Source organism: Nocardioides sp. LMS-CY, from assembly GCF_018732145.1.
GTDB classification, from domain to species: Bacteria; Actinomycetota; Actinomycetes; order Propionibacteriales; family Nocardioidaceae; genus Nocardioides; species Nocardioides soli.
On record NZ_CP076104.1, the window covers coordinates 1,761,547 to 1,780,681 of the forward strand.

General features: G+C 71.5%; 16 protein-coding genes. 4 read left to right on the forward strand and 12 right to left on the reverse strand.

Annotated elements, in window-relative coordinates:
- Positions 1–42 precede the first annotated feature (42 nt).
- Complete coding sequence (secA, locus tag KM427_RS08455; RefSeq protein WP_215526922.1) at positions 43–2,865, forward strand: preprotein translocase subunit SecA; 2,823 nt, start codon at positions 43–45, stop codon at positions 2,863–2,865.
- Positions 2,866–3,353: 488 nt separating this feature from the next.
- Here the strand turns inward: secA and KM427_RS08460 are convergent, their stop codons facing one another.
- The 7 genes from KM427_RS08460 to KM427_RS08490 form a co-directional block, all read right to left on the reverse strand.
- Positions 3,354–3,848 carry an Rv3235 family protein gene (locus tag KM427_RS08460; protein ID WP_183590849.1) on the reverse strand — a complete coding sequence of 165 codons (495 nt, stop codon included), beginning with the start codon at positions 3,846–3,848 and terminating at the stop codon, positions 3,354–3,356.
- Positions 3,845–4,486, reverse strand: a complete 642-nt coding sequence (locus KM427_RS08465; RefSeq protein ID WP_183590848.1) for a LysM peptidoglycan-binding domain-containing protein — start codon at positions 4,484–4,486, stop codon at positions 3,845–3,847. The genes KM427_RS08460 and KM427_RS08465 overlap by 4 nt, the downstream gene beginning before the upstream one ends.
- 118 nt (positions 4,487–4,604) lie before the next feature.
- A complete protein-coding gene (locus KM427_RS08470; RefSeq protein ID WP_215526923.1) occupies positions 4,605–6,305 on the reverse strand; it encodes a SulP family inorganic anion transporter in 1,701 nt (566 codons plus the stop codon).
- A gap of 120 nt (positions 6,306–6,425) precedes the next feature.
- Entirely contained in the window at positions 6,426–8,711 is a 2,286-nt protein-coding gene (locus KM427_RS08475; RefSeq protein WP_286674355.1) for a copper-transporting P-type ATPase, read from the reverse strand.
- An 88-nt stretch (positions 8,712–8,799) separates the two neighbouring features.
- Positions 8,800–9,825: a beta propeller repeat protein gene (locus KM427_RS08480; protein WP_215526924.1), complete on the reverse strand. Its 1,026-nt coding sequence runs from the start codon at positions 9,823–9,825 to the stop codon at positions 8,800–8,802.
- Between the two features lie 19 nt (positions 9,826–9,844).
- Complete coding sequence (locus tag KM427_RS08485) at positions 9,845–10,519, reverse strand: DUF305 domain-containing protein (RefSeq protein ID WP_215526925.1); 675 nt, start codon at positions 10,517–10,519, stop codon at positions 9,845–9,847.
- A gap of 117 nt (positions 10,520–10,636) precedes the next feature.
- Entirely contained in the window at positions 10,637–11,098 is a 462-nt protein-coding gene (locus KM427_RS08490; RefSeq protein ID WP_215526926.1) for a DUF6153 family protein, read from the reverse strand.
- 97 nt (positions 11,099–11,195) lie between these two features.
- Between KM427_RS08490 and KM427_RS08495 the strand changes: the two genes are divergently transcribed.
- Complete coding sequence (locus tag KM427_RS08495) at positions 11,196–11,726, forward strand: hypothetical protein (RefSeq protein WP_215526927.1); 531 nt, start codon at positions 11,196–11,198, stop codon at positions 11,724–11,726.
- A 376-nt stretch (positions 11,727–12,102) separates the two neighbouring features.
- Entirely contained in the window at positions 12,103–13,395 is a 1,293-nt protein-coding gene (locus tag KM427_RS08500) for a cytochrome P450 (RefSeq protein WP_215526928.1), read from the forward strand.
- A gap of 363 nt (positions 13,396–13,758) precedes the next feature.
- Here the strand turns inward: KM427_RS08500 and KM427_RS08505 are convergent, their stop codons facing one another.
- From KM427_RS08505 to KM427_RS08525, 5 genes are all read right to left on the reverse strand, one after another.
- Complete coding sequence (locus KM427_RS08505; RefSeq protein ID WP_183590836.1) at positions 13,759–14,154, reverse strand: hypothetical protein; 396 nt, start codon at positions 14,152–14,154, stop codon at positions 13,759–13,761.
- A 270-nt stretch (positions 14,155–14,424) separates the two neighbouring features.
- On the reverse strand, positions 14,425–14,763 hold the full coding sequence (locus tag KM427_RS08510) for a sec-independent translocase (protein ID WP_215526929.1): 339 nt from the start codon (positions 14,761–14,763) through the stop codon (positions 14,425–14,427).
- Positions 14,764–14,781: 18 nt separating this feature from the next.
- Entirely contained in the window at positions 14,782–15,945 is a 1,164-nt protein-coding gene (locus KM427_RS08515; RefSeq protein ID WP_183590834.1) for an Mrp/NBP35 family ATP-binding protein, read from the reverse strand.
- 11 nt (positions 15,946–15,956) lie between these two features.
- Positions 15,957–16,493 (reverse strand): DUF1003 domain-containing protein, encoded by a 537-nt coding sequence (locus tag KM427_RS08520; protein WP_215526930.1) that lies wholly within the window; start codon positions 16,491–16,493, stop codon positions 15,957–15,959.
- Positions 16,490–17,734 (reverse strand): magnesium transporter MgtE N-terminal domain-containing protein, encoded by a 1,245-nt coding sequence (locus KM427_RS08525; RefSeq protein ID WP_183590833.1) that lies wholly within the window; start codon positions 17,732–17,734, stop codon positions 16,490–16,492. The genes KM427_RS08520 and KM427_RS08525 overlap by 4 nt, the downstream gene beginning before the upstream one ends.
- 264 nt (positions 17,735–17,998) lie before the next feature.
- Between KM427_RS08525 and KM427_RS08530 the strand changes: the two genes are divergently transcribed.
- Positions 17,999–19,129: an endonuclease/exonuclease/phosphatase family protein gene (locus KM427_RS08530; RefSeq protein WP_215526931.1), complete on the forward strand. Its 1,131-nt coding sequence runs from the start codon at positions 17,999–18,001 to the stop codon at positions 19,127–19,129.
- Positions 19,130–19,135 lie beyond the last annotated feature (6 nt).

Here is a 19,135-nt window from a genome sequence, read left to right on the forward strand (position 1 = left end):
CCCATATCAGTGCCGCCGTCGGCGACCCAGGAAGTTGGACCAGTGCCTGCCATTCTCGACAAGATCCTCCGCATCGGCGAGGGCAAGATCCTGCGTCAGCTCGAGGCCGTGGCCAAGGCCGTCAACGCCATCGAGGACGACTTCGTCGCGATGAGCGACGACGAGCTGCGAGGCATGACCGACGAGTTCAAGAAGCGGCTGGCCGACGGCGAGTCCCTCGACGACCTGATGCCCGAGGCGTTCGCGACCGCGCGGGAGGCGGCGCGCCGGGTGCTCGGCCTGCGCCCCTTCGACGTCCAGATCATGGGCGGCGCCGCGCTGCACCTGGGCAACATCGCCGAGATGAAGACCGGTGAGGGCAAGACGCTGGTCGCGGTGCTGCCGGCGTACCTCAACGCGCTCGAGGGCAAGGGCGTCCACGTCGTCACCGTCAACGACTACCTGGCGAAGTACCAGTCCGAGATGATGGGCCGCGTCCACAACTTCCTGGGCCTGACCGTCGGCGTGATCCTGCCGGAGATGCGCCCCGAGGAGCGGCGCACGGCGTACGCCTGCGACATCACCTACGGCACCAACAACGAGCTCGGCTTCGACTACCTGCGCGACAACATGGCGGGGTCGATCGAGGAGTGCGTGCAGCGCGAGCACAACTTCGCCATCGTCGACGAGGTCGACTCGATCCTGATCGACGAGGCGCGCACCCCGCTGATCATCAGCGGCCCCACCCAGGACGACGTCCAGTGGTACGCCGAGTTCGCGAAGGTCGCCCGCAAGCTCGAGCGCGACGTCGACTACGAGGTCGACGAGAAGAAGCGCACGATCTCGGTGCTCGAGCCGGGCATCACCAAGGTGGAGGACCACCTGGGCATCGAGAACCTCTACGACTCGGTCAACACGCCGCTGATCTCCTTCATGCACAACTCGATCAAGGCCAAGGAGCTCTTCCGCAACGACAAGGAGTACGTCGTCATGGAGGGCGAGGTGCTCATCGTCGACGAGCACACCGGCCGCATGCTCGCGGGTCGCCGCTACAACGACGGCCTGCACCAGGCGATCGAGGCCAAGGAGGGCGTGCAGGTCCGCGAGGAGTACCAGACGCTCGCGACGATCACCCTCCAGAACTTCTTCCGCCTCTACGAGAAGCTCTCGGGCATGACCGGTACGGCCATGACCGAGGCGTCCGAGTTCGACAAGATCTACAACCTCGGCGTGGTCCCGATCCCGACCAACAAGCCGATGGCCCGCATCGACCAGGCCGACCTCGTCTACCGCACCGAGGAGGCGAAGTACGACGCGGTCGTCGACGACATCGCCGAGCGGCACGAGAACGGCCAGCCGGTCCTGGTCGGCACGGTCTCCGTCGAGAAGTCCGAGCACCTCTCCGACAAGCTGCGCAAGCGGGGCATCCCGCACTCCGTGCTGAACGCCAAGGTGCACGCCGACGAGGCGAAGATCGTCGCGATGGCCGGCCACAAGGGCGCGGTCACGGTCGCGACCAACATGGCGGGTCGCGGCACCGACATCATGCTCGGCGGCTCGGTCGAGTTCCTCGCCGACCAGGAGCTGCGCAAGCAGGGCCTCGAGCCCGGCGGCGAGACCGCCGAGCAGTACGACGAGGCGTGGCCGGCGATGGTCGAGCGGATCAAGCAGCAGGTCGCGACCGAGCACGACGAGGTCCGCGACGCCGGTGGTCTGTACGTCGTCGGCACCGAGCGCCACGAGTCGCGCCGCATCGACAACCAGCTGCGCGGTCGCTCCGGCCGTCAGGGTGACCCGGGCGAGTCGCGGTTCTACCTCTCGCTCCAGGACGAGCTGATGCGGCTCTTCAAGTCCGACTGGGTCGACCGCGTGCTCCAGGTGCTGAAGATCCCGGACGACGTCCCGATCGAGAACAAGCGGGTCACGAACGCGATCGCCAACGCCCAGGGCCAGGTCGAGTCGCAGAACTTCGAGTCCCGCAAGAACGTCCTCAAGTACGACGACGTGATGGACCGGCAGCGCAAGGTGATCTACGCCGAGCGTCGCGAGGTGCTCAAGGGCAAGGACCTCCAGGAGCAGATCCGCGGCTTCCTCGACGACACCGTCGCCGGCTACGTCAACGGCGCCACCGAGGACATCGCCGAGCAGTGGGACCTCGACGCGCTGTGGAACGCGCTGCGTCAGATCTACCCCGTCTCCGTCGACCACCGCACGATCGTCGACGAGGTCGGCAGCGTCGACCACGTCGACCGCGACGAGCTGATCGGCACCCTGCAGGCCGACGCGCACGCGGCGTACGAGCAGCGCGAGCAGGAGATCGGCGAGCCGGTCATGCGCGAGCTGGAGCGCCGGGTGGTGCTCTCCGTGCTCGACCGCAAGTGGCGCGAGCACCTCTACGAGATGGACTACCTGCGCGAGGGCATCTACCTGCGGGCCTACTCCCAGCGCGACCCGCTGGTCGAGTACCAGCGCGAGGGCTTCGACATGTTCACCGCCATGATGGACGGCATCAAGGAGGAGTCGGTCGGGTTCCTGTTCAACCTCGACGTCCAGGTCGAGGAGGAGCCGGAGGGCGAGGTCGACTTCGAGGTCGAGGTCGAGGAGGAGGAAGCCGTCGAGCCGATGGCGCGCACCCTCCCGTCGGCCGAGCAGCCGAGCATCCGGGCCAAGGGCCTCGACCGACCGGCCGCCCCGCAGAACCTCTCCTACTCGGCGCCGTCCGAGGACGGCGAGGCCGAGGTCCGGTCGGGCACGGTCACCACGCAGGACGACGAGTTCGCCAAGGTCGGCCGCAACGACAAGTGCCCCTGCGGCTCGGGCAAGAAGTACAAGCAGTGCCACGGTCGCCCCGGCGGCCCGACCGGCCTGACGGCCCGGATCAGCTGACGTCGCGCTTGGTGAAGGAAGGCGCGCCCACGGTGGTTGAGGAAGGCGCGCTAGCGCCTGTCTCGAAACCCACCCCGTGGGGTCGCGGTGGTTGAGGAAGGCGCGCCCCACGGTGGTTGAGGAAGGCGCGCTAGCGCCTGTCTCGAAACCACCCCGTGGGGTCGCGGTGGTTGAGGGAGGCGCGCCCCACGGTGGTTGAGGAAGGCGCGCTAGCGCCTGTCTCGAAACCCACCCCGTGGGGTCGCGGTGGTTGAGGGAGGCGCGCCCACGGTGGTTGAGGAAGGCGCGCCCCACGGTGGTTGAGGAAGGCGCGCTAGCGCCTGTCTCGAAACCACGTGCTGCATCCGGCGGTATCTCGCGATCAGCGCCGCCGGTCCTCTCACCGGGTTTCGACGCGCGGTCACGGCTTCGCAGGCTCAGCCGTGCGCTTGCTCAACCTGCGCGAGCGACGCGGTCCGCTCCTTCGTCGCGGGCCGCTGCTCGCTTGCTCAGGCAAACTCCAGGGCCGTGCAGCGCCAGAGGCCCTGGACCCGCTCGAAGCGGGCCGCGAGGGCGCGGGAGCGCTCGCCGTACCGCACGTGCGAGCTGATCTCGACCACGTCGCGGCTGACGAAGCAGGAGTGCACGCCGAGGACCCGGGGCCGGACCGGCTGCACCCGCCCGGAACCGGGGACGTATCGGCCGGCGCGGGCGACGAGGAGGGCGCGGCGTTGAAGGTCCTCGTAGACCTCGCGGGAGCTCCAGCGCAGCAGCTGGGTGACCGGCCGGTCACCGCCGACGATCTCGACCGCGGCCTGCGCATAGCGCTGTGCCCAGTGCTCGATGCCGCGCTGCGTGGTGGCGTCGATCGGGATCACCGCAGCGAGAGGTGGCTCGCGGCGCGGCTCCAGGTCGAGGGCGAGGGTGCCCTGGACGCTGGCGAGCGGCACGGCGGGCACGGCGGGGCGAAACGGCACGACGCCGGGCACGGGCTGGTCGGTCATGGCAGTACCTCCGAGATGGGCATCCGTAGTCGCTGAGCGGGTGTGATCAGGTCGGGGTCCGCGCCGATCTCGGACCGGTTGACGGCGTAGATCCGGCGCCATTCGGCGTCGATCTCGGCGTTCGAGGCGCCCGGGCCGAGCCGCCGCGCCGCGATCGCCCAGAGTGAGTCGCCGGGGGAGACCACCACCCGCCCGAGTCCGGAGGGCGAGTCCGGCTCGGCCGCGGGCGCGACCGCGCGGTCGGGGAGCGGCAACCCGGCCACGACCGTCGCCGGTCCGACGGTCCGGCCCTCGTACGGCCGGCCCGGTGTCGCGTGGGCCGGCCCGGCCACCAGGCCGCCGGTGAGGGCGAGGCCGCAGGCCGCCAGCACGACCCGGCGTACCGGGTCGGGTACGCCGCGAGCGCACCCGTCGCGCCCCCGGAGAGCCGCCGCGATCGTGACCCCGGTGGTTAGCCACAGCCACGCGACGGCCCCGAGGGCGACGACCGCACAGATCCGGACCAGGACCTCGTCGAAGCCCGCGGCCGGAGCGGGCGGCCCGGCCGCCACCGGCAGCAGCCAGGCCACCGCGGCGGCCGCGGCAGCGGTGACGACCGTCCACACGGCCAGGCTGCGGTGCAGCGGAGGAGCAGGCATCCCGAGCGCCAATCCTTGCGTTTGCGTCTGTTTGTCACAGGAAACGCCTCTTTGATGGCGAAATCAACCGCTCGTCCACAGCGTTCGTAGCACGCGCTGTGGAGTCGTCCCGCGGGCGTCAGTGCGGTCGTCGGGTCCAGGCGACCGCGTCGTCGTAGGCACGGTCGAGGGCCTCGAAGAACGTCGGCGTCCGGGTGACCACGTTCTCCGGACCGATGACGGCGCTGAGCCCGGTCCTGTCGAACACCTTCATCAGGGCGGGATCGAGCCCGACGATCATCAGCCGCGAGCCGTGGTCGGCGAGCTGGTGGGCCCGTTTGGCGAGAGCCTTGATGATCGTCGAGGAGGGGACGTCGGGCAGGGTCCGGACGTGGAAGATGACGACGGCGTTGCGGGCGTCGGCCAGGGTGGGCCACGCCTCGTCGAGTCGTTCGATCTCGGCGAACATGCTCACGCCCTCGTAGTGGAGGACCGTGACCGCGCCCGGCTCGATCCGGGCGGGTACGTCGGTCGTGGACCACCGGCCGAGGTCGTCGCGCTGGAGGGCCCGGATCCGGGCCTGACGCTGGGCGTTGACGCAGAACAGCAGCAGCGACAGCCCGGCGCCGAGCAGGATCGCATCCTGCAGCGGCAGCTGGGTGGTGGCGACGAAGGTGGCGACCATCGCGATGGCGGGCAGCAGGCCGGTGCGCGCGACGAGCTGGATGTCGCCGATCCGGCCGGCGATCAGCTCGCCGGCGATGACCACGATCAGCCCGCCGATGACCGGCATCGGGATCTGCTCGGCGACCGGGCCCGCGACCAGGACGAGGACGGCGAGGACGATGCCGGCGAAGATCCCGGTCCACCGGGTGCGGGCGCCGGCGCTGGTGGAGACGCCGGTCCGCGACATCGAGCCGCCGGTCGGCAGCGCCCGGAAGAACCCGCCGGCGATGTTCGCGACGCCCTGGGCGGTGAAGTCGGCCGAGACGTTGGTGCGGGTTCCGTCCGGGTTGGGGACGGCGGCGCCGATCCCCGCGGCCTGCGCGAGCGCGACGAGTGCGACGGCGACCGCGCCGGTGAGCAGCTCGGGTGCCGCCGAGACGTCCGGCAGGACCGGGTGCGGCAGCGACCGTGGGATGGCACCGATGTCGCCGACCTCCCGCACGTCCAGGCCGGCGAGCGCGACGACGATGCTCACCAGGATGAGCGCGATCAGGATCGCGAACGGCTCGAGCCGCTTGACGGCGTGCGCGGCGAACCAACAGCCGACGGTCCCGGCGGACACGAGGGTCGAGGTGAGGTCCCAGCTGCCGACGTGCGCGAGGGCGTCGCCGAGCTTCGCGATCGTGTTGTGGTAGCTGGTCTGGTACCCCGTGGCATCCTCGATCACCCCGGCGAGGATCTGGAGGGCGATGCCGGTCGTGAACCCGGTCATCACGGCGTTCGAGACGAAGCTCATCAACGAGCCCATGCGCAGCAACCCGAACAGCAGCATGATGGCGCCGACCAGGATCGTCAGCATCGCGATGTTGCCGGGGTCGTCGGCGCGCAGGCCGGCCTGTGTCAGGACGCTGTGCGAGGTCAGGGCGATCGCGCTGGTCAGCGTCGTGGTCATCAGCACGGTCCGGGAGAACAGCGACCCGACCGTGGTCGGCACCATCCCGGAGTACAGGCCCAGCAGCGGGTTGAACCCACCGATCGAGGCGTACGCCATCCCCTCCGGAATCGAGAACAGGCCGGTCGCGAACCCGGCGACCGCGTCCTGGCGGGTCGGCCGCACGAACCGGAGCCGACGCTCGGAGTGCGGAGCGCGCTCGCGCGAGGTGGATCGCGACACGCCGGCCTCCCCGTCGCGCAGTCCGTGCTTCCGCTTCGGTCACCCGGTAGTCAAGGCGAACGCGCACGGGACCGCTTCACCCACAACGGGGGAAGCGGTCCCGACGGCCGGAAGGCCTGGTCAGAGTCGCATGGTGCGCAGTCGCAGCGCGTTCGTGATGACGCTCACCGAGGACAACGCCATCGCCGCGGCCGCCAGCATCGGCGACAGCAGCCAGCCGAAGGCGGGGTAGAGGACGCCGGCGGCGATGGGGATGCCTGCGGTGTTGTAGCCGAACGCGAGCCACAGGTTGCTGCGAATGTTCCGCATGGTCGCCTGGGACAGCGTGCGGGCGGTGGCGATCCCCGTGAGGTCGCCGTGCAGGAGCGTGACCCCGGCCGACTCGATGGCGACGTCGGTGCCGGTCGACATCGCGAGCCCGACGTCGGCGGCGGCGAGTGCGGGGCCGTCGTTGGTGCCGTCACCGGCGTACGCGACGACCTTCCCCTCGGCCCGGAGCGCGTTGACCACGTCGGCCTTCTTGTCCGGCAGCACCTCGGCCTCGACGCGCGGGATGCCGAGCCGGGCAGCGACGGCCCTCGCGGTGACCGGGTTGTCACCGGTCACCATGACGACCTCGATGCCCGCGTCGCGCAGCTGCGCGAGGGCCTGCGGGGTCGTCGGCTTCACCGGGTCCGCGATCGCCAGAACGCCGGCCAGGCGGCCGTCGACCGCGACGAACACCGCGGTCGCGCCCGCGCTGCGGAGCTCGTCGGCCCGAGCGCCCAGCGGCGCGGCGTCCACCCCGAGGGCGGCCAGGAAACCGGCGCTGCCGACCGCGACCCGCGTGCCGTCGACGAGGCCGGTCACGCCCTTGCCGGCCGGCGCGTCGAACTCCGCCACGTCGGGCAGGCCACCGGGTACGCCGTCGAGTGCGGCGTTCACGATGGCTCGCGCCAGCGGGTGCTCCGAGGGCTGCTCGACGGCGCCGGCGAGGCGCAGCAGTTCGGCCTCGGACCCGCCGGCGACGTGGTTCCGGGCGTCGTGCACGGTGTCGTCCTGGGGAGTGACGACAACCTCGGTGACGGCCGGCCGGCCCTCGGTGAGGGTGCCGGTCTTGTCGACCGCGAGGGTGTCGACCCGCTCCAGGCGCTCGAGCGCGGCGGCGTTCTTGATCAGGACGCCCAGGCGGGCACCGCGGCCGACGCCGACCATGATGGACATCGGCGTCGCCAGGCCGAGCGCACAGGGGCAGGCGATGATCAGGACGCTCACCGCGACGACGAGGGCGTGGGCGAGCTTGGGGTCGGGCCCGACGAGCGCCCAGGTCGCGAACGCGGCGACGGCGACGAGGATGACGGCGGGCACGAACACGGCCGAGACCTTGTCGACCAGCCGCTGGATCGGCGCCTGGGACCGCTGGGCATCGGCGACCATCTGCACGATGCGGGCCAGCATCGTGTCGCGGCCGACGGCCCGCGCCTCGACGAGCAGCGTGCCGCCGGCGGTGAGCGTGCCGCCGATGACGGTGTCGCCCGTCTTCTTCGTCACCGGCATCGACTCGCCGGTCACCATCGACTCGTCCACCGAGGAGCGGCCGTCGACGACGACGCCGTCGACGGGGACCTGCTCGCCCGGGCGGACCCGGAGCCGGTCGCCCACGTGCACCTGGTCGAGCGTCACGTCGGACTCGGCGCCGTCGTCCGCGATGCGGTGTGCGGTCTTCGGGGTCAGGTCGAGCAGGGCCTTGATGGCTCCGGACGTGCGCTCCCGGGCGCGGAGCTCGAGCACCTGGCCGAGCAGCACCAGGGTGGTGATCACCGCGGCCGCCTCGAAGTACACCGGCACGGCGTCGTCCATCGTGCGGAAGGACTCCGGGAAGATGCCCGGCGCCAGTGTGGCGACCACGCTGAACAGCCACGCGACGCCCGTGCCCATCGCGATCAGGGTGAACATGTTCAGTTTCATGGTGCGCACCGAGGTCCAGCCGCGCACGAAGAACGGCCAGCCGGCCCAGAGCACCACCGGCGTCGCGAACGCCAGCTGCACCCACGCCGAGACCCGGCCTGGGACCACCTCGGAGATGACGTCGAACAACTCGGTGCCCATCCCGAGGACGATCACCGGGATGGAGAGGGCGACGCCCACCCAGAACCGGCCTGTCATGTCGACGAGCTCCGAGCTCGGACCGTCGTCGGCGGAGACCGTCACCGGCTCCAGGGCCATGCCGCAGATGGGGCAGGTCCCTGGTCCGATCTGGCGGATCTGCGGGTGCATCGGGCAGGTGTACTCGGCGCCCGCCCCGGTCGTCTGGACGCCCTGACCGCCGTGCTCGTGAGTGTGCTCGTGGGGGTGACCCCGGTGCTCGTGAGATGCGTGCTCGTGCGAGGCGCCGGGCGCCGTCTGCCGTGCGTTCGTCTCGTCCATGTCTCCCACTATACCCCTAGGGGGTATCTCTTCCAAGGGGTCGTGCAGCGGATGCCCGCCGGTCACCCGGTGACCGGCGGGCATCGGATCATTCGCCGTACGCGAGGACCTGCTTCACGTCCTCGCCCGCCGCGTCAGGGTCCACGGGCCCGCGGAACAGGCCGTCGCTGGTCGCCGCGAACCACGAGTGGCCGACGACGCCCAGCGCGCTCGGGTCGCCGGGAACCCGGGCGAGCTCGACCCAGGTTCGCCCACCGTCGTTCGATCGGGAGACCCGCCCGTCGGCGCCGACGCCGACCAGGACGTCGGCGGCCGGCCAGTCGATGAGACCGAGCCGTGGCGCCTGCTCGAACGCCCCCTCGTCGACGGTTCCGCTCCGGTCGGCGGTCACCTCGAGGAGCCGACCGTCGCCGGTGGTGGCGAGCACCCGGGCGGGGTCGCCCGGATCGAGGGCGATGTCGACCAGCGGCTGCTCGTGGACCGTCTGCCAGGCACGTTCGTCGGTCGACGTGACGAGCCCACCGGTGACCGAGTCGATGCCCCAGGTCCGACCCGGCTCGCCCGGGGCGTGCTCCAGCGCATGGAAGTCCGCGGCGCCGTCGAGCGACAATGTGTTCCACTGCCTCCCGCCGTCCCGGGACTCGATGAGACCCAGGTTCATCGGGCGGCTCTCGTCGGTCGGCTCGGGATGCCCGCTGGCCAGCAGCCGGCCCGGCCCGGCCGCCGTCAACGCCATGTAGTCGGTGACGTCGTCGCCGACCTGGGCGACGTTCCCGTCGGCGTCGACGGAGAACAGGCCGTAGTGCGCGCCGATGAGCACGCGATGGTCCGTCTGGTCGCCCTCCGGGTCGGGGACGATGCCGTGGATGTGGCCGATCATCGGCGCCCCGACCCCGGCGTTCGGTCCGGTGGCACCGTCGTCGGGGTGGTCGTCGCCGCCGGGGTCGGTGAGGGCGACGACCAGGAGCGTCACCATCAGCAGCGTGGCGGCGGCACCGATGGCCAGCGCACCGCGGTGGGAGGGGCGCCGGCCCGGCGGTCGGCCGTCGGCGACCGAGGTCGCCGACGGGGCGGGAGTAGGGGTGGGATGGGCGTCAGGCGTGTGCGTGTTCATGATGTCGAGCCGGGCCGGGTCAGCCGAGCAGCCCCTCCATCGTCTCGATCTCCTGCTGCTGGGCCGATGCGATGGTCTCCGCCAGCGTGACGGCCTCGTCGAACGCGCCGTCCTCCTGCTCGGTGCGCGCCATCTCGATCGCACCCTGGTGATGCTCGATCATCATCGTCAGCCAGAGGTCCTGGAACGCGGCGTTCGAGGCGTCCTGGAGCTCGTCCATCTCGTCGGGCGACATCATGCCGGGCATGTCGGAGTCCATCCCGTCCATCCGGTCAGACATGTCGCCTCCCATGTCGTGACCCGCGTTGCTGTGGTCGCGCATGGTCTCGGGGATCTCCTGGTCCCAGGCGGTGAGCCAGTCCGACATCGTCTCGATCTCCGGGCCCTGGGCGGCACGGATGTCCTCGGTGAGCTGCTGGACCTCGGGGTCCAGCGGGCGGCCGTCGGCGAGGTCGACCATCGACAGCGCTTGGGCGTGATGCTGGATCATCTCGGTCGCGAACGAGACGTCGGCGGTGTTGAACACGTCGCCGTTGGTGGCGGTCCGGGTGCCAGAAGGGCCGTCGGCGGTGTCGGCATCGTCGCCGCAGGCGGCGAGCGAGACCCCCAGGGCGGCGGTCAGCGCGAGGGCGGTGGCGGTGCGACGCAGTCGACGGGTGCCGGTACGCGCGTGGGTGCGGGTGTGCAGAGGCATGGTCGTTCTCCTGAACGTGGGTGCTGTCGGGGGTCGTCGAAGCCACCGCCGTCGCGATCGCCCACGGTCACCGTGCTCGTGGTGACCCGGGGTGTACGGCGGCGGCGGTGTCGCCGATCAGCACCGCTGGATGGAGAGCAGCCTCAGGTCGGGTGGCGCCGGCCCGCGCGCCCGCGCCCAGAACGAGGTCGCGGTCAGCACGGCCAGGTGGGTGGTGAGCGCATGGCGCAGCCGGGTGACGAACCCGGCGCGCCGAGCGACGACGCCCAGGAGCAGCACCGCCCCGATGACCGCCAGGCACATCGCGACGATCGAGCCGCCGTGATGCTCCTGGGGGCCGTCGGCCGCGCCGCCTCTGGCGACCGCCGGATCGTCGGCCGGGTCGGTGGCCGGGGTGCCGGTCTCCATCGCCACGTGGGTCGTGGCGGGCGCGACGGCCGCGGGCCCACCGACTCCGTGATCGGAGAGGCCGTGCATGGCCAGCAGGCCCCCGAGGGCGACGAGCAGCAGCAGCCACCGACCGACCACCGACAGCGGTCTCCGGTTGACTCGGCGCGCACCCGTCTGGACTCCACCCATCGCGCCCATCGTAGGACCCACCACCACGCCGACGACCGGGCGCGGCCTGCGGCGGCCGGCGGTTTGGCGACCGCGGTCGTCGGGGCAGAAGTCGGGCATGTCGTGGGAGGAGGAGCTGTTCGGGTTGCTCGACGACCTGGAGCAGCAGGCCGAGGCGCTCTACGACGCCGAGCGCGGGCCGGACCTGGTCGACCGCAGCCGGACGGCGTACCGCGAGGTCACGCTGGCCAGCCGCCTGGTGGCCTCCCTCGGTACGCAGGTGCGGCTCGAGGTCGCCGGGGTGGGCGCCGTCCAGGGCGTGCTGGACCGGGTCGCCGACGGCTGGTGCGTGCTCAGCGGTGCGTCCCAGGACTGGGTGGTCCTGCTGCCGGCCGTGACGGTCGTGCACGGCGCCTCCGACCGGTCGGTCCCGGAGGTCGCCTGGTCGCCGGTCGCGAGCCTCGGGGTCGGCTCGGCGCTGCGCCGACTCGCCGACGCCGGCGAACGGTGCGTACTGCACCTGCGCGTGGGCGCGACGTACGACGCCGTACTGCATCGCGTCGGTGCGGACTTCGTCGAGGCGGTCGTGGGAGAGGGGCGCCGCATGCTGGTGGCGATCGACGCTCTGGCGGCGGTGCAGTCCCGGTGAGCTCGAGGCCGCGCCCGCGGGACACCGTAGGGCGGGCGAGGACCACGTGTCCTGGCCCGTGGCAGAGCAAGCTTCCTGTCCGAGTTTCTCCAAAGGCTGTCAAGGATGACCTGTCGTAAGTCATGATTGTCTTGACAGACGTGCGGCTGCCTGAACTCGGCCGCACGCGCAGAGCCACTTTCCAGATCGGGGGGACCGTCCTATGCGTCTCATCAAGTACTCGCTCGCTCGCCTGGTGATGCGTGCTCAGGGCCGCGGCGGTGCACCCGACTACGTGTGGACCTGATGATCGCTCGACTCGGGTACGGGCGACATGGGGCGGCGCCAGCAACTGGGCGCTCGAGGCGTCGGGGCGCCGTGGCGGCCGCCAGGCCCAGTGGGGGGCCGCTGGGCGGGGTGGGTCGCCGAGTATGAGAAGGATCGCCTTGGTTTTCTGATGTCGGCACGCGAGAGCTACGGGGGAGTTGTCGCGTTCGACTCGATCACCACGGGCGTCAACGATCTCGAACTTGCGCGGACGGTCCTCGATACGCGGGCCGGGTTCGAGATCGTTGGCACCTTCCTCAACCGGCGCCTCGACGCCGATGGCATCGCGGCGCGCAACCGCCTCCGCAAGCACCTGAATGCGGGACTCCGCGGCGGCGTGCTCGAACCACTTCGGGGGCTGGCCTCGGAGGCCTCGCTCGGCGCCGTCGAGGCGGCACGAGACCGCGGTGAGGACGTCGATCCGCTGCCGATGCTCGAAGAGCTGTGCTCCAGACTCGTCGCCGGATACTTCTTCGGCGAGGAGAGCACCGGCCGGGTCCACGTCGCGGTCGCCGGGTTGCTCGAGGCGCTCAGCGCCGTGTTCGGCAACCCGTTCGCGCTCCCATCGGGCTGGCCCACGCGCGCGAACCGTCGGATGCACCGGGCGTACCGGGCACTTCGTGACGTCGTCGACCCTCTCGTGTGCGATCGCGCGGTCCGGCCGCGGCAGGACTTCGCGTCCGGCGCCGTGGTCGCCGCGGTCGCGGCCGGTCACACGCTGGAGAGCATCGCCGATCTCCTCATCGGGGCCCTGCTGGCCGCGCAGCGAGTCCCCGCCGCCGCTGCAGCATGGGCACTGCACGAGCTGGGACGAGACCGCCGTTGGGCGGCCGCCGCGCGCGGGGACGCCGTACGTCGGCGAGCGGTGGTGCTGGAGACGCTGCGGCTCTACCCGCCCACCTGGCGACTGCACCGTGTCGCCATCCGGCCGGTCGAACTGGGCCGCTATCGGTTCGAGGCGGGCCACAACTTCGTCGTCAGCCCCTATGTCGTCCACCGCGATGCGGCGCTCTTCGACCGGCCGCACGAGTTCCTGCCCGAGCGCTGGCTCCATCCCGACTCCCGTCCGCAGCAGCTCCTGTCCTTCGGTCACGGACTGCACCGGTGCCCCGGCCGCGACGTGAGCCACGTCCTGCTCGACGCGGTGCTGGCGGCCGTGTTGCGCGGCTACGACGTGGAGAACGTCTCAGATCGGGTCGTGCCGGACCCGCGGACCACGCTGACGCCCGCAGGGCTGCGGCTCCGCTTCGCCCCGCGCCGGGGTGAGCAGGTGGGGCCTCGGGCCCACCGAACGGGTCTTGACCTGCTGGATGCGTCCGGCGCGACGAGGTCGAGCGTCTTGCCGCTGCTCGCAACCGGCTGAATCGCCCTGGCCGTCGGACGTCAGGCGACAGCGGCGGTGAGCAAGACCCCTCATGGGGTCTCCCTCTGACACATCCGACAAGGCGGACTCGAAGCCCGCCGATGCCGACCGCATCGGGATAGTCCGTCACGAACTGGCTGCCCCACGGCGAGGACGCCAACCAGAACGTGACGGACTATCCCTCCCGAGCTCGTGGGCACGCCGACCGTGGGATGCCCGCCTCGGGCGGACCGCACGCCCGCCGAAGGGCGATACCCAGTGACGATCTGGTTGTTCCCGAGGCCCGGGAACAACCAGATCGTCACTGGCTATCCCGCCAGCGTCGCGCGGGCCGCAGCCGTGGCCGGTTGAGGTCGTCCCGGGTCAGGCGCTCGTGGATCGAGACCTGACCTGCTCGACGCGCTGAGCGAACCGCTCCCAGGCCGCCTGGCGCGAGACGCCGAACGCCTTGCCGATCTCGGCCCATGAGATCTTCCGGGACCGCGCCAACTCGACCCACTCGACCAGGAACTCGTCCACCTGCGCCGCGGTCTGCGAGATCAGCGGCAGGTTCGCCAGGATCTCGGTATCGGACATGGACTCCCATGGCGGCTTCGACGCCGCCTTGGTCCTGGACCTGGACTGGAACAGCTCGTGGTAGTGCTCGACGCAGCTCTCGCAGATCATCGCGCCCAGGCCACCGCCGAACTTCATGCCTCGCTTGCCACGCACCCCGCAGAACGAACACGACTTCCGTCTGACGTCGGTGTCCATCGTCATCGTTCGCATCCTCTCCGGAGGCCGTGGTCCGCGCCGGGCGGCATGCCCGCCGGCTCGCAGTCTGCACCGCGTCGAGGCCCGAGCATCCAGACTTCGCACCTGACTGAGACCGTGCCCGAGGAACAGTACTCGGTTCCCGACCCCGTGAAGGATCGCTGCGGTCAAGATGTCATTGACGGGGCTGGCCGCAGGCCAGACCGTTCGTCGCGGCCGGGGCACGACGCCACCTCCGGGGTCACGCCAGCGTCGGCCCGACCATCCGCGTCCGGGTCAGGTCGCGTCGGTGTCGTACGGCGGGATCTCGCCCACGCCGAGCGGCCGCAGGCCGCGCCGCGGAGGGCGGGCCGGCTCGTCGTCGTCCTCATCCTCGAGGACCTCGGCGATGTGACGACGCACGATCGTGCGGGGGTCGAGGTCGCGCAGCTCGAGGTCGGCGTACTCCGGGCCGAGCTCGGCGCGCAGCTCGTCGCGCGCGCTGTTGGCCATCCGGCGCACCTGGCGGATCATCCGGCCGGCCTGGCGCGCGAGGTCGGGCAGCCGGTCCGGCCCGAAGACGAGGACGGCGACGAGTGCGATGACCGCGAACTCCGGCAGGCCGACCCCGAACACGAAGCAGAACCTACTGGGTCAGGACTTGCTGGTGGGGGTCAACCCGAGCTGCAGGCCGGCGAGGCCGCGGCCGCGTCCGGCCAGGCGGGTGGCGATCGCGGTGAGGGCGACCGCCCCGGGCGCGGTCGGGTCGGCCTCGACGATCGGCTTGCCGACGTCGCCGCCTTCGCGCAGCGAGATGTCGATCGGGATCTCGCCCAGCACGGGTACGTCGTAGCCGAACCGGTCGGAGAGGGTCTTCGCGACCCGCTCGCCACCGCCGGTGCCGAAGATCTCCAGGCGGTGGTCGGTGCCGGTCTCGGCGCAGTGCGGGCAGGGGAGGTAGCTCATGTTCTCGACGACGCCGACGACGCGCTGGTGCATCATCGAGGCCATCGTGCCAGCGCGCTCGGCGACCTCGGCGGCGGCCTCCTGCGGCGTGGTGACCACCACGACCTCGGCGCCGGGCAGGTGCTGGCCGAGCGAGATCGCGATGTCGCCGGTGCCGGGCGGCAGGTCGAGCAGCAGCGCGTCGAGGTCGCCCCAGTAGACGTCGGCGAGCATCTGGACCAGCGCTCGGTCGAGCATCGGGCCGCGCCAGGCGACGACCTGGTCGCGGCGCGGCTTGAGCATGCCGATGGAGATCACCGAGACGCCGCTCGCGGTCGGGACCGGCATGATCAGGTCCTCGACCTGCGTCGGCCGCTCGTCGGCCACGCCGAGCATCGCGGGCACCGAGTGGCCGTAGATGTCCGCGTCGACGACGCCGACCTTGAGCCCCTGCTGCGCCAACGCGATCGCGAGGTTGACGGTGACCGAGGACTTGCCGACGCCGCCCTTGCCGCTGGCGATCGCGTAGACCTTCGTGAGCGACCCCGGCTGGGCGAACGGGATCTCGCGCTGGGCCTGCCCGCCGCGCAGCGTCTGCTGCAGGCCGGAGCGCTGCTCGGCCGTCATCACGCCGAGGGTCAGGTCGACGCCCGTGACGCCCTCGACCCCGCCGACGGCGGTGGTCACGTCGCGGTTGATGGTGTCCTTGAGCGGGCAGCCGGCCACGGTCAGCAGCACGGTGAGGTGCACGACCCCGGCGTCGTCGATCTCGACGGTGTCGACCATGCCGAGCTCGGTGATCGGACGCTTGATCTCGGGGTCGTTGACGGTCGCCAGCGCGGCGTTGACCCGGTCGAGAAGGGGGCTGCTCATGACCATTGAGTCTACGTGGGGGCGTCCTCCGCGGCGTCGTCGCCCTGGTGAGTCTGGCCACGCTCGTCGGCGCGCTCCTCGAGGTCGGTGAGCAGGCTGCGCAGCTCCGAGCGCAGGAAGTCGCGGGTGGCGACCTCGCCGACCGCCATCCGCAGCGACGCGACCTCGCGGGCGAGGAACTCCATGTCCTCGCGCGCCCGGGAGGCGGCCTGCCGGTCCTGCTCGGCGATCACCCGGTCGCGCGCCTCCTGCCGGTTCTGCGCGAGCAGGATGAGCGGCGCGGCGTACGACGCCTGCAGGCTGAGCGCGAGCGTGAGGAAGATGAACGGGTAGTCGTCGAAGCGCAGGTCGCGCGGCGCGAGGATGTTCCAGACGATCCAGACGACCACGACGCCGGTCATCCACATCAGGAACCGGGCGGTGCCCATGTAGCGCGCGAACGACTCGGCGAAGACGCCGAACGTGTCGTCGTTGTACGACGGGCGCCGCACCAGCGGCTTGCGGCGCAGTTCCCGGGGGGTGTCGAGGCGGGGTGTCCGGTCGCTCACGGATTCACCGCCCGGTCGCGCCAGCCCTCGGGGAGCATGTGGTCGAGGAGGTCGTCGACGGTGACCGCGCCGAGCAGGTGTCCGTGCTCGTCGATCACGGGCGCGGCGACCAGGTTGTACGTCGCGAGGTGTGCCGCGACCTCGTCGATGGTCGCCTCCGGCCGCAGTGACTCCATGGTGTCGTCGAGTGCGCCCGCGACCAGGGTCGAGGGCGGTTCGCGGAGCAGCCGCTGGATGTGCGCGACGCCGAGGAACTTGCCGGTCGGCGGCTCCAGGGGCGGTCGGCAGACGTAGACCAGGGCCGCGAGCGACGGGGTGAGCTCGGGGTTGCGGACGTGCGCCAGCGCGTCCGCAACGGTCGCGTCCGGCCCGAGGATCACCGGCTCGGGCGTCATCATCGCGCCGGCGGTGTTCTCGACGTAGGACAGCAGCCGGCGCACGTCCTCGGCCTCGTCGGGCTCCATCAGCGCGAGCAGCGCCTCGGCGGTCTCGGGCGGCAGCTCGGCGATCAGGTCCGCTGCGTCGTCGGGCGACATCTCCTCGAGCACGTCGGCGGCGCGCTCGTGGTCGAGGTGCTCGAGGATCTCGACCTGGTCCTCCTCGGGCAGCTCCTCGAGGACGTCGGCGAGCCGCTCGTCGTGGAGCGCCGCGACCACCGCCGTACGCCGCTCCGGAGGCAGGTCGTGGAGCATGTTGGCCGCGTCGGCGGGGCGCATCTCGTTGAGCGCGGCGACCAGGTGGGTCGCGCCCTGGGTCTCCTCGCGGGTCGTCAGGCCGACCACGTCGCGCCACTCGACGACGTGGGTCTGGCCGCGCCGGCGCAGGCCCAGCGGCTTCTCCTGGACCGCGACCCGGGACAGCACCCAGTCGCGGTTGCGGGCCTGCTCCATGCCGACGTCGTAGACGGTGCCCGTGACTCCGGTACTCGGGATGGTCACGGTGCGGTCGAGCATCTGCCCGATCACCAGCGTCTCGGTGGGGCGCTGCTCGAAGCGCCGCATGTTCAGCAGCCCGGTCGTGTAGACCTGCCCGCTGTCGATGTTGGTCACCCGGGTCATCGGCACGAAGATCCGGCGCCGGCCGAAGACCTCCGCGACCAGCCCCAGCACGCGCGGTTGGTGCACCTCCGAGCGCACCGCCACCACGAGGTCCCGGACCTTGCCGACCTGGTCGCCCTGCGGGTCGAAGATCGGCAGCCCGACGAGTCGGGCCGCGAAGACGCGGGTGGGGGCCGTGCTCACGCGGGGTCCCCGCGGAATCGTGGGCTGGAGGAGCGCAGCGGGGGAAGCCTGCGACTCCGTGGGGTGCTCACGTCCCTACGCTACCGGTCGGGGCGCCCCGTCCTCGGCAGCCCGGAACGCTCAGGAGCCGACGGATTCGGCCGATGGAGCGACGGGGGAGTGTCCCTCGGGCGCGGGCAGGTGGCGAACACCCCGCGCCGGGGTGGGCCTTGTTACCCTCGATCGAGCCCGCCGGACGGCGTGGAGAGCCAGGAGGTGGAGCCGGTGAAGACGCCTGAGCCGCCTTCCCGACCCCGCGGCGGCTCCCGCATCGACGAGACGAAGCGCCGGAGGCTGCGTACCGACCGGGGCCGGCTCGCGGTCGTCGCGGTCGGCGCGGTCGTCGTCCTCAGCCTCCTGGTCACGGGCGTCGCCCAGCTGATGTCCGAGGGCGCCCTCGACAACGGCGCGGCCGCCGACTCGCTGTCGCGCCCCGTGAGCGACGGCGAGGTGGACGCCGTCACCACCGCGCCGCCCGACCCGCAGCGGGTGGTCGAGGCCACCGAGCTCGTGCGTGAGCCCCAGCGCGCGGGCCGCGGCAACCGGGCGGGCGACAAGGGCGGGCCGGCCTCCCTCGCCAACCGGGCCGAGCGCCTCGCGCGCGGCCTCGCGGTCGGGCCTGTGCAGACCTTCGGCATCGCGAGCTTCAACATGCTCGGCGCCAGCCACACCAACGGCAAGGGCCGCCGCGCCCACTTCGCGAACGGCGCCACCCGCGCGGCCCAGGCCGCGTCGCTGGTCTCGGCGCAGGGCATCGACGTCGTCGGCGCCCAGGAGTTCGAGCCGGTACAGCAGTCGACGTTCCTCGCCCGGCTCCCGAACTTCGCCGTCTACCCCGGGCAGGCGCTGTCGGTGATCGACGGCACCAACAGCATCGCCTGGGACACCACGAAGTTCGAGCTGATCGAGGCCGAGACGATCGCGATCCCCTACTTCGGCGGCCGCACGGTGCAGATGCCCTACGTGCAGCTGGAGCAGCGGGCGAGCGGGCAGCGCTTCTGGTTCGCCAACTTCCACAACCCGGCCGACGTCCGCGGCGCCGCGCAGCACTGGCGCGAGACCGCGACCGCTCTCGAGGCCGATCTCGCGACCGAGCTCCACCAGACCGGCGTGCCGGTGCTGATGACCGGTGACTTCAACGAGCACGAGGCGTTCTACTGCCGGCTCTCCGGCCTCGCGCCGATGATGAAGAGCGCCAGCGGGGCCCTGCCCGGGCCACCCTGCTACGTGCCGCCCCGGCCCCGCGTCGACTGGGTCCTCGGGTCCACCCCGGTGACGTTCTCGGGCTACCGGGAGCTCGATGGCGGCGCGATCACCGACCACCCGGTGATCGTCGCCGACGTCAGCGTGCAGTAGCCCGCC